Annotated in this window: 16 protein-coding genes; 9 read left to right on the top strand and 7 right to left on the bottom strand. The window is 68.4% G+C overall.

Annotated features, from left to right (window positions below):
• Window positions 1–40: 40 nt before the first annotated feature.
• Complete coding sequence (locus tag AC1D1W_RS08050) at window positions 41–1,828, top strand: DEAD/DEAH box helicase (RefSeq protein ID WP_079554437.1); 1,788 nt, start codon at window positions 41–43, stop codon at window positions 1,826–1,828.
• A gap of 140 nt (window positions 1,829–1,968) precedes the next feature.
• On the opposite strand, the gene AC1D1W_RS08045 is transcribed toward AC1D1W_RS08050, so the two are convergent.
• From AC1D1W_RS08045 to AC1D1W_RS08035, 3 genes are all read right to left on the bottom strand, one after another.
• Window positions 1,969–2,316, bottom strand: a complete 348-nt coding sequence (locus tag AC1D1W_RS08045) for a hypothetical protein (protein ID WP_223915998.1) — start codon at window positions 2,314–2,316, stop codon at window positions 1,969–1,971.
• A 76-nt stretch (window positions 2,317–2,392) separates the two neighbouring features.
• Window positions 2,393–3,127: an isochorismatase family protein gene (locus tag AC1D1W_RS08040; RefSeq protein ID WP_476943391.1), complete on the bottom strand. Its 735-nt coding sequence runs from the start codon at window positions 3,125–3,127 to the stop codon at window positions 2,393–2,395.
• Window positions 3,128–4,456: a nicotinate phosphoribosyltransferase gene (locus AC1D1W_RS08035; RefSeq protein ID WP_459385190.1), complete on the bottom strand. Its 1,329-nt coding sequence runs from the start codon at window positions 4,454–4,456 to the stop codon at window positions 3,128–3,130.
• 37 nt (window positions 4,457–4,493) lie between these two features.
• Here AC1D1W_RS08035 and clpS point away from each other — a divergent pair, with 37 nt between their 5' ends.
• The gene (gene clpS, locus AC1D1W_RS08030; RefSeq protein WP_243181271.1) at window positions 4,494–4,859 is read left to right on the top strand and encodes an ATP-dependent Clp protease adapter ClpS; all 366 of its coding nucleotides are present in this window, start codon (window positions 4,494–4,496) and stop codon (window positions 4,857–4,859) included.
• A complete protein-coding gene (locus AC1D1W_RS08025; RefSeq protein ID WP_243181272.1) occupies window positions 4,852–5,412 on the top strand; it encodes a DUF2017 domain-containing protein in 561 nt (186 codons plus the stop codon). The genes clpS and AC1D1W_RS08025 overlap by 8 nt, the downstream gene beginning before the upstream one ends.
• A 5-nt stretch (window positions 5,413–5,417) precedes the next feature.
• Here AC1D1W_RS08025 and AC1D1W_RS08020 read toward each other — a convergent pair whose 3' ends face one another.
• Entirely contained in the window at window positions 5,418–6,185 is a 768-nt protein-coding gene (locus AC1D1W_RS08020; RefSeq protein WP_476943390.1) for an EAL domain-containing protein, read from the bottom strand.
• Window positions 6,186–6,244: 59 nt separating this feature from the next.
• On the opposite strand from AC1D1W_RS08020, the gene murI reads away from it, so the two are divergent.
• Genes murI through rdgB form a run of 4 tightly spaced genes read left to right on the top strand, consistent with a single transcriptional unit; the run spans window position 6,245 to window position 9,541 of the window.
• Complete coding sequence (gene murI, locus AC1D1W_RS08015) at window positions 6,245–7,261, top strand: glutamate racemase (RefSeq protein ID WP_028276045.1); 1,017 nt, start codon at window positions 6,245–6,247, stop codon at window positions 7,259–7,261.
• Window positions 7,258–8,055: an MBL fold metallo-hydrolase gene (locus tag AC1D1W_RS08010; RefSeq protein ID WP_243181274.1), complete on the top strand. Its 798-nt coding sequence runs from the start codon at window positions 7,258–7,260 to the stop codon at window positions 8,053–8,055. The genes murI and AC1D1W_RS08010 overlap by 4 nt, the downstream gene beginning before the upstream one ends.
• A gap of 53 nt (window positions 8,056–8,108) precedes the next feature.
• Window positions 8,109–8,867: a ribonuclease PH gene (rph, locus tag AC1D1W_RS08005; protein WP_028276043.1), complete on the top strand. Its 759-nt coding sequence runs from the start codon at window positions 8,109–8,111 to the stop codon at window positions 8,865–8,867.
• A complete protein-coding gene (gene rdgB / locus AC1D1W_RS08000) occupies window positions 8,864–9,541 on the top strand; it encodes an RdgB/HAM1 family non-canonical purine NTP pyrophosphatase (protein WP_243181275.1) in 678 nt (225 codons plus the stop codon). The genes rph and rdgB overlap by 4 nt, the downstream gene beginning before the upstream one ends.
• Before the next feature lie 88 nt (window positions 9,542–9,629).
• Here the strand turns inward: rdgB and AC1D1W_RS07995 are convergent, their stop codons facing one another.
• On the bottom strand, window positions 9,630–10,397 hold the full coding sequence (locus AC1D1W_RS07995) for a VTT domain-containing protein (RefSeq protein ID WP_243181326.1): 768 nt from the start codon (window positions 10,395–10,397) through the stop codon (window positions 9,630–9,632).
• Between the two features lie 115 nt (window positions 10,398–10,512).
• On the opposite strand from AC1D1W_RS07995, the gene AC1D1W_RS07990 reads away from it, so the two are divergent.
• Both AC1D1W_RS07990 and AC1D1W_RS07985 read left to right on the top strand, forming a co-directional pair.
• Window positions 10,513–11,529, top strand: coding sequence for a 3'-5' exonuclease (locus tag AC1D1W_RS07990; RefSeq protein WP_476943389.1), 1,017 nt, complete (start codon window positions 10,513–10,515; stop codon window positions 11,527–11,529).
• Window positions 11,530–11,621: 92 nt separating this feature from the next.
• Window positions 11,622–12,218 (top strand): DUF4395 domain-containing protein, encoded by a 597-nt coding sequence (locus AC1D1W_RS07985; RefSeq protein ID WP_476943388.1) that lies wholly within the window; start codon window positions 11,622–11,624, stop codon window positions 12,216–12,218.
• 12 nt (window positions 12,219–12,230) lie between these two features.
• Here AC1D1W_RS07985 and AC1D1W_RS07980 read toward each other — a convergent pair whose 3' ends face one another.
• Both AC1D1W_RS07980 and AC1D1W_RS07975 read right to left on the bottom strand, forming a co-directional pair.
• Window positions 12,231–12,380: a hypothetical protein gene (locus AC1D1W_RS07980; protein WP_476943387.1), complete on the bottom strand. Its 150-nt coding sequence runs from the start codon at window positions 12,378–12,380 to the stop codon at window positions 12,231–12,233.
• A gap of 437 nt (window positions 12,381–12,817) precedes the next feature.
• Window positions 12,818–14,002, bottom strand: coding sequence for an ADP-ribosylglycohydrolase family protein (locus tag AC1D1W_RS07975; protein ID WP_476943386.1), 1,185 nt, complete (start codon window positions 14,000–14,002; stop codon window positions 12,818–12,820).
• Window positions 14,003–14,075 lie beyond the last annotated feature (73 nt).

Here is a 14,075-nt window from a genome sequence, read left to right as displayed (position 1 = left end):
CTCCGTCGGCTGCAGCCATGCGCGGATGGAGGGCGCCTTAATGACGGAGACACTTTTCGGCGGACCCACGCTTCCCCCCGCCTATCCCGAGCGGGCCGCCTGGGGCACCGCCCCCAAGCTGCGCGCCTGGCAGCAGGAGGCGCTGGACAGCTACTTCAGCACCCATCCCAAGGATTTCCTTGCGGTCGCAACCCCCGGCGCGGGTAAGACCACCTTCGCCCTGCGCGTGGCGTCCATGCTCATCGATTCCGGAGTGGTCAACCGCGTGACCATCGTGGCACCCACCGACCACCTCAAGCGCCAGTGGGCCGACGCCGCTGCCCGGGTGGGCATCGCGATCGACCCGAACTTCAAGAATGCCGACGGCCAGCACGGCCGCGGATTCATCGGCGTCGCCGTGACCTACGCCCAAGTGGCCAGCAAGCCCATGCTGCACCGGGCCAAGACCGAAGCCGCCCGCACGCTGGTGATCCTGGACGAAATCCACCACGGCGGCGAGGCCCTGTCCTGGGGTGATGGCCTCCGTGAGGCGTTCGACCCGGCGGCCCGGCGGCTCTCCCTGACGGGCACCCCGTTCCGCTCGGACACCTCGCCCATCCCGTTCGTGGAGTACGCCGAGGACCGGGACGGGATCCGGCGCTCCAAGGCCGACTACACCTACGGCTACGGCAAGGCCCTGCGCGACCACGTGGTCCGCCCGGTGATGTTCATGGCCTACTCCGGCCAAATGCGCTGGCGCACCAGCGCGGGGGACGAGATGGCCGCCTCGCTCGGGGAGTCGGCCGTCACGAAGGACATCACATCCCAGGCCTGGCGCACCGCGCTGAACCCGGCCGGCGAATGGATCCCCGCCGTCCTGGCCGGCGCGGACAAGCGTCTCAGCGAGGTCCGGCGCAGCGTCCCGGATGCCGGCGGCCTGGTCATTGCCACGGACCACGAGGACGCCCGCGCGTATGCCGGCCAGCTGAAGAAGATCACCGGCGAATCGCCCACCGTCATCCTCTCCGACGACGCGAAGGCCTCCAGCAAGATCGAGGAATTCACCGCCAGCGAGAAGCGCTGGATGGTGGCCGTCCGGATGGTCTCCGAAGGCGTCGACGTTCCGCGGCTGTCCGTCGGCGTCTACGCCACCTCGACCTCCACCCCGCTGTTCTTCGCCCAGGCCGTGGGGCGCTTCGTGCGTGCCCGCAAGCGCGGCGAGACGGCGTCGGTCTTCCTGCCCTCCGTGCCGCAGCTGATGGCCCTGGCCAACTCGATGGAGGCCGAGCGCGACCACGCCCTGGACCGCCCGGAGAAGGAAGACAGCGACGGCCTCTTCAATCCCGAGGATTCGCTCATGGACGAGGCGAACCGCGAGGAGAAGGCCTCCGATTCCCTGATGAAGGGCAAGTTCGAGGCCCTCGACTCCCAGGCGTCCTTTGACCGGGTGCTCTTCGACGGCGGCGAATTCGGCACCGGCGGCGAGGTGGGCTCGGAGGACGAGCTCGACTTCCTCGGGATCCCGGGACTGCTGGACGCTGAACAGGTCGGCACGCTGTTGCGCCAGCGCCAGCACGAGCAGCTGAACCGGAAGAACAGGCGCTCCCCGCAGACTGAGGCAGCCGCGGCTGCGGCCCCGGCCGTGCCGGACCACCGGATGCTTATGGACCTGCGCACCGAGCTGGCCAAAAACGTCGCGGCCTGGTCTGCCCGCACCGGGACCCCGCACGGCGTCATCCATACCAAGCTCCGGACCGTCTGCGGCGGCCCGGCCGTCGCCCAGGCCAACGAGGAACAGCTGCAGACCCGCCTGCGCAAGCTCCAGGACTGGTTCATCGGCCGGAAGTAGCCCCGCGCAGGCGGTTATGGCACGGGGTTAAGGGCACAGGGTTATGGGCTCAGGCCAATAGGCGCCGGGCAACAGCAGAGGGACCAGTTCACTGTGAACTGGTCCCTCTGCTGTTTACTCTGCTTTGAACTTTGATTCGGCTACTGGCCGGCGCCGCAGACCTGGCCGTAGGTCTGGCCTGCCGCGGTGTAGTCGGCCTTCATGTCCTCGAGCTTGGCGGTGTCCGGGGAGGGCTTGGCTGACTCGTCGAAGTATTCGATGATGGTCTGCAGCGGGGCCCGCAGGTCCTCGGATGCCGCCGCCTTGATGGGCCGCAGCTGGTTGGCGACCCGGGTCATGCCGGTCTTGTCCGATGTGGCCGACTGGGCGGAGACCACGGTCTTGACCCGGGCGCAGGTTTCCTCGTTGGTCAGCTGCGGCGTGGCAGAGCAGCCGGCCGCGCCGAGCAGCGCTCCGGCGGCAATCAGGACGGTCAGGGTCTTCTTCATGGTGTACTCCGGGGTTCTACGGGTCTGTCGATATGGCAAGACTGGCGATGGGGGCAAGGATTTCGAGTCTACTGGCTCAGAGGACATCGACGCCGCCGAGCTCCATCTCGGCCACGGCATCGTCCAGGTCTTCGGCAATGCCGACCGTCAGGCCGCGCAGCACCGTGACGGAGTAGCCGGCCTGGACGGCATCCAGGGCGGTCGCTTTGACGCAGTAGTCCGTGGCGATGCCCACCACCACGATGTCCTCGACGTCGTGGCTCTGCAGCCAGTCGTCCAGCCCGATCGCGTCCTCGCCAGCGGCGAAATCACTGCCCGCGAAGGGACTCACTGTGTTGTCGGAGTCGTCGGAGTCGTCGGAGTCGTCGGAGTCGTCGGAGTCGTCGGAGTCTCCGGAGTCTCCGGGGCCTCCGGCGCCGGTAACGGGCATGGCGCCGGGCTGGCGGTCACCGGTGGGGACGTCGTCCTCGGGGGCCAGCAGCCCTTCGAAGCCGGAGTACGCCGCGGCGAACTGGCCCTTGCGGAAGTACGCCTGGATGTGTTCGGGATCAAGATCGGGATGCAGTTCGGCCCCGCGGGTGCCCGCCACGCAGTGCCGCGGCCAGCTGTCCACGAGATCGGGTTTCTCCGAGAAGTGCTCACCCGGATCGATGTGCCAGTCCTGGGTGGCCACGACGTGGTCGAACTGGCCGTGGTGGGCATCAACGTACTCGCTGATTTCCCCGGCCAGGCTTGCCCCGCCTGGGACAGCCAGGGCACCTCCCTCACAGAAATCGTTTTGGACGTCAACGATGATCAAGGCGCGGGACATTCAGTCCTCCTCGTAGATGGTGGGGATGGCCGCCTCGCCGCGCTGGAGCCGGTTGACCACCGCGGGAAGCTCCCGCATGGTTTCCGCGTGGCGCCGGCGCGCGCGCTGGACCCCCTCCGGGCCCGTCCACCCGGGGAGGAGCTCGCCGTTCTTGACGAACTGCTGCAGCAGCGGACGGTCGTTGCCGTCGTCCTCCGGGTGATGGCCGACGCCGACGATTTCGGCCGTGGCGGTCCCGCGCTCATTGAGCTTGCGCAGCGCGTACTTCCGGCCGCCCTTGCTGGCCTTGTTCTTGGCGGCCTTGGCGACGGAGATGAAATCGCCGGCGTCGTCGGTACGGCTGACGAGCTTGTAGACCATGCTCGCCGTCGGGGCCCCGGACCCGGTCACGAGCGAGGTGCCCACGCCGTAGGAGTCCACCGGCGCGGACGCCAGCGCCGCGATGGCGAATTCGTCGAGGTCTGAGGTCACCACGATCTTGGTGTGGTCGTTGCCGAGCTCGTCGAGCAGCCGGCGCACCCACTGGGCCTGGGCCACGAGGTCGCCCGAGTCCAGCCGGACAGCGCCCAGCTTGTCCCCGGCGAGATCGACGGCGGTGCGGACGGCCGTTTCGACGTCGTACGTATCCACCAGCAGGGAGGTGTCCGGCCCAAAGGCGGCAATCTGGGCCTCGAAGGCCTCCCGCTCGGTGTCATGGAGGAGCGTGAAGGAATGGGCGGCCGTGCCCACCGTCTTCAGCCCATAGCGCAATCCGGCCTCCAGGTTCGAGGTGCTGTCGAACCCGGCAATGACCGCGGCCCGGGCAGCGGCGGCCGCAGATTCCTCGTGCGTCCGGCGCGATCCCATTTCGATGCACGGGCGGGTCCCGGCCGCGGAGATCATCCGGGAGGCGGCGGAGGCAATGGCGCAGTCGTGGTTGAGCACGGAGAGCAGGTAGGTCTCCAGGATGCAGGCCTCGGCGAACGTGGACTCAACGATCAGCACGGGGGAGTTCGGGAAGTAAGCCTCACCCTCCGGATAGCCCCAGATGTCGCCGGAAAAGCTATAGCCGGCCAGGTACTCCAGTGTCTGGTCGTTGACCACCTTGGTCCGGCGCAGGTAGTCCAGTTCCGGCTCGCCGAAGCGGAAGTTCGCGATCCCTTCCAGGAGGCGGCCGGTGCCTGCCACGATGCCGTAGCGGCGCCCGTCCGGGAGCCGCCGGGCGAAGGCCTCGAAGACCGATTTGCGGTGCGCCGCGCCGGACTGCAGGGCACCCTGCAGCATGGTCAGCTCGTAGTGGTCTGTGTACAGGGACGTGCGGGGACGGTCCCAGCCAGCGGAGGTACTCACAAATTCACTCTAGTGTGCATCCCCATAGAATGGACAGATGACCCTCAGCGTTGCGCTCGGCCCCGACACACGGGAGAGTACCCAGACCGGAACAGTGACGTCCGGCGACGTCCTGACCGCCCCGGACGTCCCCTGGAACCTCGTGATCTGGAACGATCCCGTGAACCTGATGAGCTATGTGAGCTATGTGTTCCGCAGCTATTTCGGCTACTCGGAGGCGAAAGCGAACAAGCTGATGATGGAGGTCCACAAGAAGGGCCGCTCGATCGTGGCGCACGGCAGCAAGGAACAGGTGGAGCAGCACGCCGTCGCGATGCATGGCTACGGCCTCTGGGCGACGGTGGAAAAGGCCACCGGCGGCACCGCGGGCGGTTCCGGCAAAGGCAAGGGAAAACGTGGCTAAGGCATTCAAGTACGGGCTCAAGGGCATCAAGGGCCATCTGGAGCCGGCCGAGCGGGAGCTGCTGCGCAGCCTTTTCGATGACGTCATCTCCATGCTGGAGCCGGAGCAGCGCGCCAACGAGGACCCGCTGGCGGCCCTGGTGGGCCTTGACACCGAAGCCCGCGAACCCTCTGACCGCGCCATGCGGCGGCTGTTGCCGAACGTGATGAAGAACGACGACGCCGCCTCCCTGGAGTTCCGCCGTTACACCGAGCGGTCGCTGCGCGAAAGCAAGATCGGCGCGCTGAAGGCGGCCGCACTGAGCCTGGACCGGGACAACCTCGTCCTGACCCCGGACGACGCCCGGCACTGGGCCACCGCGCTCAACGATGTCCGGCTGGTGCTGGCCGAACGCCTCGACATCCGTGACGACGCCGACGCCGACAACATCCACCTCATGCAGGACTGGGCCCAGGCCGAGGACGTCGAAAGCTACCTGGCCCTGGTGTACAACTTCACCACCTGGCTGCAGGAGTCGCTGGTCCAGGCCATGGCGCACTCGCTCGATAGGTAGGGCCGCTAAGCGACAGCGGTGGCGTCAGAAACAGGCACGGACTGTATCTGAGGAAGCTTCTCGAAGGCCGGCTTTGCGAACCAATATCCCTGAAACAAGCGGATGCCGGCCTCCTTCAGAATCCGGAACTCCGCCTCCGTCTCGGTGCCCTCTGCGAGCACCGTGATGTCGAGCTCCTTGGCGATGCCGACGATGCCAGCAACGACAGCCTGGAAGGCCGGGCTGGTGTCGATTCCCCGGATGAGCTTCATGTCGATCTTGACCAGGTCCGGCTGGAAATCGGCCAGCAGCCCCAGCCCTGCATGACCGGCACCAAAGTCGTCGATGGCGGTGGTGAAACCATGCTTGCGGTATTCGGTGATGATGTTCGTGAGGTGGGCGGTGTCGGAAACCTCCTCATTCTCCGTGAACTCGAACATGATCGACGACGTCGGAAAGCTGCAACGCCTGGCTGCAAGCAGCGTCGCACGAAGGCACGCGGCCGGTTCGTACACCGCGTTCGGCATGAAGTTGATGGAGAGAATCAAGTCCTCACCGGCAGGAAACAGCCGCGATGCCAGCTCGATTGCCTTGACGCGGCAGTCCTGGTCGAAACGGTACTTTTGCTCAGGTGCGACTCTGGACAGGACGTGAAAAGCCCCCTCTCCCGTCAAGCCTCTGACCAGTGCCTCGGAGCCCCATACGCGACCAGCAACGGCGTCATAGATCGGTTGGAAGGCAGGGTCTTCCGCGCCTTGCCCATCCGCCGGAAACCTGTGTGACCCATCAGACACGAGTTGCAGGACACAATGTGATGGCCGTGCCTGTAGTGAAGCCCTATCCTCGAATAATCATGACTTCAGCATCAAATACGGATCCGGCAGCGCCAGCTGCGGCGGAGACCGCAGCGGGCAGCGCCGGAAATGCCGGGCTGGCGTCGCGCCCCATCGGCGTCTTCGACTCCGGAGTCGGCGGCCTCACGGTGGCCCGCTCGATCATTGACCAGCTGCCCAACGAATCCATCCTGTATGTCGGTGACACTGCGCACGGCCCCTACGGCCCCCTTCCCATCGCCGAAGTCCGGGCCAACGCCCTCGGCGTCATGGACGAGCTCGTGGATTCCGGCGTGAAGCTGCTGACCATCGCCTGCAACTCCGCGTCCGCCGCCGTGCTGCGTGACGCCCGCGAACGGTACACGGCCCGGTACGGGATCCCCGTGATCGAAGTGATCCAGCCGGCCGTGCGGCGCGCCGTCGCGGCGACCCGGACGGGCCGGGTGGGTGTGATCGGGACCTCGGCCACGGTGGGCTCACGCGCCTACGAGGACACCTTCGCCGCGGCCCCGGACCTGGAGATCACGTCCGTGGCCTGCCCGGCGTTCGTGCCGTACGTGGAGGCCGGGATTACCACCGGACCGGAACTGCTCGCCGTCGCCCGCGACTACCTGGCACCGCTCATTGCCGCCGGGGTGGACACGGTGGTGCTCGGCTGCACCCACTACCCGCTGCTCACCGGCGTGATCTCCTTCGTTATGGGTGAGGACGTCACGCTGGTTTCCAGCGCTGAGGAAACCGCCAAGGACGTCTACCGGGCTTTGGCCTCCCGGGGCCTGGAGCGCACGGACGCCGCGGCGCCGGAGCACAATTTCATCGCCACCGGCGACGCCGCCCAGTTTGAGCACCTCGCCCGGCGCTTCCTGGGCCCCGAGGTCCTCAGTGTCCGCCACGTGGACCACGTCGCGGCGCAGTACCCCACCGGCAGCCTCGCCCGGATCACCCCGGAGATGATCGCCGCCGCCCGGGCCGGCGCGGGCCGGCCGCGGATCTCCAACTTCGTGGGCGGATCCGCGGGCGGGGGACCACTGCTGTGAAGCTGACCATCGTGGGCTGTACCGGCTCCTTCCCGGGGCCGGGCTCGCCGGCGTCGTGCTATTTGCTGACCGCCAACGACGGCGAGCGGAACTGGAAGATCGTCCTGGACCTCGGCAGCGGGGCGCTCGGCGCCATCCAGCGCTACACGGACCTGGAGGACATTGACGCGATCTTCCTCACCCACCTGCACCCGGACCATTGCATGGACCTGTGCGGGCTCCATGTTGCCGTGCGCTGGAAGCCGGGCGGCTGGGGACGGGGCAGGATTCCGGTGTGGGGGCCTGCCGCGACGGCCGACCGGATGGCCACGGCCTACGGGCTGGACCTGGATCCGGGCATGCACGAGGAATTCGATTTCAGCAACTGGTCCGAGCGCAAGCCGGTCAGCGTCGGCCCGTTCACAGTGACGCCCTTTGCGGTGAACCATCCGGTCGAGGAGGCCTACGCCCTCCGCGTGGAGGTCACCGAGCCCGCCAAGGACGGCACGCCCGTGACCCGCGTCCTGAGCTACTCCGGGGACACGGACTCCTGCGCGGGCCTGGAGGACGCCGCGCGCGACGCCGACCTTTTCCTGTGCGAGGCGGCGTTCGAGGAAGGCCGCGACGACGGGATCAAGGACGTGCACCTGACGGGCAAGCGGGCGGGGGAGGCCGCCGTCGCCGCCGGCGCGCGCCGGCTGCTGCTGACGCACATTCCCGTCTGGACGTCGCCGACCACCGTCATGGCCGAGGCCAAGGAGATCTTCGGCAAGGACGTGGCGGTCGCCGTCGCGGGCGTGCACTACACCGTCTAGCGCGCGCAGGCGGCCCGCGCGGTCGGGACCGGGTGAGTCGATAAGCTAAAGGCATGACTTCCCAAGCTCCCAGTGTCCCCGTCATCCGCGCCGACGGCCGTACCCCCGACCAGCTTCGCCCCATCAGCATCACGCGCGGCTGGTCCAAGCAGGCCGAGGGTTCGGCCCTGATCGAGTTCGGCAACACCCGGGTCCTGTGCACGGCTTCCCTGACCGAGGGCGTGCCTCGCTGGCTCAAGGGCGAGGGCCGCGGCTGGGTCACGGCCGAGTACGCCATGCTGCCCCGGGCCACGAACACCCGGTCCGACCGCGAGTCGGTCAAGGGCAAAATCGGCGGCCGCACCCATGAGATCTCCCGGCTGATCGGCCGCTCGCTGCGCTCCATCATCGACACCAAGGCCCTCGGCGAGATCACAATCGTGCTGGACTGCGATGTCCTGCAGGCCGACGGCGGCACGCGCACCGCGGCGATCACCGGCGCCTACGTGGCACTGGCCGACGCCATCCGGTTCGCCCGCGAGAAGAAGATGATCGCCCGCAACGCCCAGCCCCTGATCGACACGATCGCCGCGGTGTCCGTGGGCATCATCGACGGCGTCCCGATGCTCGACCTGCCCTACGTCGAAGACGTGCGCGCCGAGACCGACATGAACGTCGTGGTGACAGGCTCCGGTAAGTTCGTCGAAGTCCAGGGCACCGCCGAGGGCGCACCGTTCGACCGTGACGAACTGAACAAGCTGCTGGACCTCGCGCTGCTGGGCACGGAGCAGCTCGCCGCGATCCAGCGCGACACCCTGGCGGAGGCCCCGTGACGGAGACGCCCCTCGCGGACCGGCCGGAAGCCGACGGCCCGGGCCCGCGGCTTGTCCTGGCCACCCACAACAAAGGCAAGCTCCGGGAACTCCGTGAGCTGCTCCGCGGCCAGGTTCCCGGGCTCGACGTCGACACGCAGGTGGTGGACGCCGGCGCCGTCGGTGCCCCCGACGTCGCCGAGACCGGCGTAACCTTCGCCGAAAACTCGCTGCTCAAGGCCCGGGCGGTGGCCGAGGCCACGGGGCTCGTGGCGATCGCCGACGACTCCGGACTGGCCGTGGACGTCCTCGGCGGCGCGCCCGGGATATTCTCGGCGCGCTGGTCCGGCCGGCACGGCGACGACGCCGCGAACCTGCAGCTGCTGCTCGCCCAGCTGGCCGACGTGCCGGACGGGTACCGCGGGGCCGCGTTCGTCTGCGCGGCAGCGCTGGCGGTGCCCGGGTCCTCGCCCGACGGCAGCCGGGAAGTCGTGGAATACGGGCAGCTGGAAGGGACACTCCTGCGGGAGCCGCGCGGGGAGGGCGGCTTCGGCTATGACCCCGTCCTGCAGCCGAACGGGCTGGAACGCAGCTGCGCCGAGCTCAGTTCCGAGGAGAAGAACGCCATCAGCCACCGGGGCCATGCGTTCCGGGCGCTCCTGCCGGCCATCGTCGAGGCCCTRGCCGGGAAGTAGCCTGCCCGGCCAGGCTCAGGACGAAGGAAGGCGCCCCACACGGTGGGGCGCCTTCCTTGTTATCTGCTGCGTTTACTGCGGCAGTGCGCTACGGGGTCCGGCGCTCTTCTTCGGGCTCATGCTCTTCGATGAATTCGTCCACGGCGTCCGTGCCGTACTTCTCGGCCTGGCGCCTGGCGATGGCGCCCCGTATGACCTCGATGGCGATCGGGATCACGGAGACCAGCACGATGGCGATGAAGATGATGTCCAGGTTGTCCTTGACCCACGGCACTTTGTCCCCGAGCAGGTAACCCAGGAGCGTGACGCCGCCGCCCCACAGCACCGCGCCGATCACGTTGTAGGTGAAGAATTTGCGTTTGCTCATCTGCGCAACGCCCACGATCACCGGGACGAAGGTGCGGATGATCGGAACGAACCGGGCCAGGATCAGGGCCTTGCCGCCGTGCTTTTCGAAGAACGCATGCGCACTATCCACGTTTTCACGCTTGAACAGCTTGGAGTTGGGCCTGTTGAACAGGGCAGGTCCCGCCTTGGACCCAATCAGGTAGCCCACCTGGTTGCCGATGATCGCGGCGACGATGATGAGCGCGGTCAGGACCCAGATGTTGACCTGGATGGTGCCGGTGGCCACGAGCAGCCCGGCAGTGAACAGCATGGAGTCCCCAGGCAGGAAGAATCCGATCAGCAGCCCGGTCTCGGCAAAGATGATGCCGCAGACCAGCAGGACCACCCACGGCGCAAAGGCCGGATTCGCCAGGAAAACCTGGGGGTTGAGCCAGTCCGGCAGGAAGGAGGCCAGGTGCGGCTGGACGGGGCCGGCGCCGCCAAGGGCGGACACGGCGAGGTCGCTCATTGCTAGTACGTTCACCTGTTAAGGGTACTTGACGGCAGGCTGCAGGCCCGGGGGCCCAGCCCCGGGGACCGTTCCCGGTGCGGGAGGATCCGTCCGCGGGCGGTAAAGTTGGGCCGTGACTTTGGACTTTACGGCGATCGACTTTGAGACCGCGAACGGCTTCCGCGGTTCACCGTGCGCTGTTGGCCTGAGCAAGGTCCGCGGCGGCGTCGTCGTTGAGGAAGCCTCCTGGCTCATGCGGCCACCGGAAAACCATGACACCTTCGACCACCACAACGTCCGGATCCACGGCATCCGGCCGGACCAGGTGGCGGGACTGCCGCGGTTCGGGGAGCTGTTCCCGGAGATCGGCGCGTTCATCGGCGGCGACGTGCTGGCGGCCCACAATGCAGGGTTCGATCTCGGTGTGATCCGCTCCGGCCTGGAGGTCTCCGGGATGGCCGGACCCGCGTACGACTACGTCTGCACAGTGATACTGTCCCGGCGCTGCTACTCCCTGGTGTCCAATTCGCTGCCGTACGCCGCCGAAGAGGCCGGGGTCCCGCTGATCAACCACCACGATGCCGCCGAGGACGCCCGGGCCTGTGCCGGCATCCTGATCGACATCGCCGCCCGCAACGGGGCAGCAAGCATCGCGGAACTCTACCTGTCCCTCGGCCTGACGGTGTCCCACCAGCCGGCGTTCGACCCCCGGCGCGACCCGCTGTCCAAGGCCACCCTGGCCGCAATGGAGGCGCTCGCCGGGGGAACAAACGGCGCGGCCCCGGGCCGGCGCTTCGTGGCCGGGTGGCCGGAGGAAGGCCCCAACCCGACACCCAACGCCGCCGCCAGCCCCGACCACCCACTGTTCGGCCAGACCGTGGTGTTCACCGGCGAACTGGCAATTCCCCGCCCCGAAGCAAAGGTCCGTTCCGCAGAGCTCGGCGCCAGGCCTGAAAGCCGGGTGACAGCCCGTACTACCGTTCTGGTGGTGGGCGACGGCTTTGTGGCCGCGGACCTGCGCTCCGGCCGGTTGACAGGCAAGGCGCGCCGCGTCCTGGAACTGCACGAACGCGGGCAACGCATCGAGGTCCTGTCCGAGGGCGAATTCCTCCAGATGGTCGGCGGACATCTGGCTGCCGCACCTGCCTGACCCGGCCCCGCCTGTCGGGGTCCTGCCTGTCCGGCGGTCACACGGCGCAACAATCATTCCTCCCACGGCGCGCCCGCTCGTAGCCTTGGCGGATGAGCAAACCCACGGATGCACAGGTCCCCACAGCGCCGGCCAAGTCAGCGCCGTCGGCGTCAATGCCGGCGGACTCGGCGCCCGCGAAGTCAGCACCGGCGACGCGCGGAATTGACTGGCATCGGGTGTTCGCGTTTCCGAACCCGGTGAATGAGTACGCCGCCCGCATCACCGCGGCCCTGGTGGTGGCGCTGTCCGCCGTGACCCTGCTGACCGGTTTCGGGTGGGGGCTCGCCGTCATCGCGGCCGGTTTCTGGCTGCGCGTGCTGTTCGGTCCCCGGATCTCGCCCCTGGCCCAGCTCTCGGTCAAGGTCCTGACGCCCTGGCTCGGGCGGACCCGTCTTGTCCCCGGTCCGCCCAAGCGGTTCGCCCAGGGCATCGGCGCTGCCGTGTCGACGGCGTCGGCGGTGCTGCTGGCCGCCGGCCTCGCTCCGGCGGCGTGGGTGCTGCTCGCCGTGCTGATCGCCGCCGCGTCCCTTGAGGCGTTCGCCGGGTTCTGCCTCGGCTGCACCATTTTCGGCTTCCTGCAGCGCCGCGGGCTCATCCCCGAGGACGTCTGCGAAGCCTGCAACAACATCTCGCTCCGCGGCGCCTAGGATCCGGGGCGCTTAGGTCCGCGGCGCCTGGGTTCCGCCGAAGCGGCCGCCAGGGCTGGGCATGTCCTTGGGTGCGCTGCCGCCAGGGGACATGTCCTCCGGAGGCTCTGACGGGTGGACATGGTGGCAATATGTCCAGTCCCCGCCGCCGGAAATGGGCATGTCCTGAGGATACCGCGGCCTGGGGATGGACATGTCCTTCGAGCCATGGGGCGACCGGACATGTCCCTGGGTGCGCTGCCGTCAGGGGCGGAAATGTCCTCCGGAGGTTCTGACGGGTGACATGGTGGCAATATGTCCAGTCCCCGCCGCCGGAGATGGGCATGTCCTGAGGATGCCGCGGCCAGGGCTGGGCATGTCCTCTGGAGGCTCTGACGGGTGAACATGGTGGCACTATGTCCAGTCCCCGCCGCCGGAAATGGGCATGTCCTGAGGATGCCGCGGCCAGGGATGGGCATGTCCTTCGCGGCGGGGCGGTACGGGGCATGTCCCGCGGACAAGCCGGGCCGCGGCTTCCGGACGCAGCTGGCTGCGTTGCGCAAATGCCGGAGACTCGACACCTGGCGTTCACTGGCCCGGCCGAGTGTTGGCCGCCGAAGCTATGAGCCAGTGACGGCGGTCAGCTTCGAGGCCATGCCCCGGATGACCTCCGGCGCCTGCAGCGCCGCCAGCCAGTCTGCCGGCAGGCACCGCTCGCCGTAGAACGCGCCCAGGATGTTCCCGGCGATCGACGCCGTCGAATCGCTGTCCCCGCTGTGGTTCACCGCCACCGCGATCGCGGCACGGAAATGCGTCTGGGCGGGGTCGGTCCCGGCAGCGTCGGCAGTCCCGGTGTCCGCCGTCCCCGTTCCTGTCCCGGTTCCCGGGGCTGTGGCCAGCACGGCGTACAGCGCGACGGCGAGGGCTTCCTCGGCCACCCACCCCTCGCCGAGTTCGCCAACCAGGTCCTCGGGGCTGAGCACGTCTCCGCCGCCGGGCAGGTTTCCGGCCAACCGCAGGGCCGCCTGCAGCCGCGCCACCACTTCCGGATCCGGATTTTCGCCCTTGCGCAGGATGCCGCCGAGCAGCTGCCCGAGGGCGGATTCCGCCGCTTCGCGTAGCCCGTGGCCGGAGGACAGGGCATGGATGAGAAGGCTGAAAACTCCGGCGCTCTGCCGTGCCGCGGGGTGGCCGTGCGTCAGGGACGCGGCATCGGCACTGAGCTTATAGACCGTTTCCGCTTCGAGGTGGGGGATCAGGCCGAAGGGCGCCGACCGCATCACGGTGCCGCAGCCCTTCGAATCCGGATTGACCGGCCGCTTCACGGTACCCATCTCGCCCGTGGCCAGTCCGGTCAGGCACGCGTTGCCGGGCGAACGCCGGCTCTTCAGGACATCCTGGGCATCGATCCAGCGCGGCGGCTGGAACGGGGCCGACGCCGGCACGGCGACGCCCTGGGTGCCCAGCCAGCGCAGGTACGCGAGCCACAGGCACGCGTTGATGTCCGCCGCCACGCCGTCGTTGGCCCATTCCAGCGCCTCGAGGAGGCCGTCGGCGGTGTACAGCGTCATTTGCGTGTCGTCCGAAAACGGGCTGCCGGCGTCGAGCGCGGAAAAATCCTGCAGGCCCGCGGGGCCGAACCGGGCGCGGATGGCGGAAATGCTGTCGAACTCGACGGCGTAGCCCAGCGAATCTCCGAGCGCGCCGCCCAGCAGGCAGCCGTGGATGCGCGAGCCGTGGGCAGGGGAGTGTGGCTGGCCGGGTGTTGGGGCGGGTGCGGGGCTGGTCCCGGGCTCGGTGCTCATGCCCTCAAATTTACCCGGCGCTGCACCGCACCCCGCAATGCCGGCGCCYGCCGGGGAGTTAGCGCCGCCGCCT

The sequence above is a fragment of the Arthrobacter sp. P1_B4 genome (genome assembly GCF_056406555.1).
Note: the sequence above shows the minus strand (reverse complement) of the source record. Positions and strands in the feature narration are given on the sequence as shown.

Coding starts and splice junctions, on each gene's coding strand:
- AC1D1W_RS08050 (WP_079554437.1), top strand. CDS start 41: ATGACGGAGACACTTTTCGGCGGACCCACGCTTCCCCCCGCCTATCCC.
- AC1D1W_RS08045 (WP_223915998.1), bottom strand. CDS start 2,316: ATGAAGAAGACCCTGACCGTCCTGATTGCCGCCGGAGCGCTGCTCGGC.
- AC1D1W_RS08040 (WP_476943391.1), bottom strand. CDS start 3,127: ATGTCCCGCGCCTTGATCATCGTTGACGTCCAAAACGATTTCTGTGAG.
- clpS (WP_243181271.1), top strand. CDS start 4,494: ATGACCCTCAGCGTTGCGCTCGGCCCCGACACACGGGAGAGTACCCAG.
- murI (WP_028276045.1), top strand. CDS start 6,245: ATGACTTCAGCATCAAATACGGATCCGGCAGCGCCAGCTGCGGCGGAG.
- rph (WP_028276043.1), top strand. CDS start 8,109: ATGACTTCCCAAGCTCCCAGTGTCCCCGTCATCCGCGCCGACGGCCGT.
- AC1D1W_RS07995 (WP_243181326.1), bottom strand. CDS start 10,397: ATGAGCGACCTCGCCGTGTCCGCCCTTGGCGGCGCCGGCCCCGTCCAG.
- AC1D1W_RS07985 (WP_476943388.1), top strand. CDS start 11,622: ATGAGCAAACCCACGGATGCACAGGTCCCCACAGCGCCGGCCAAGTCA.
- AC1D1W_RS07980 (WP_476943387.1), bottom strand. CDS start 12,380: ATGCCCATTTCCGGCGGCGGGGACTGGACATATTGCCACCATGTCCAC.
- AC1D1W_RS07975 (WP_476943386.1), bottom strand. CDS start 14,002: ATGAGCACCGAGCCCGGGACCAGCCCCGCACCCGCCCCAACACCCGGC.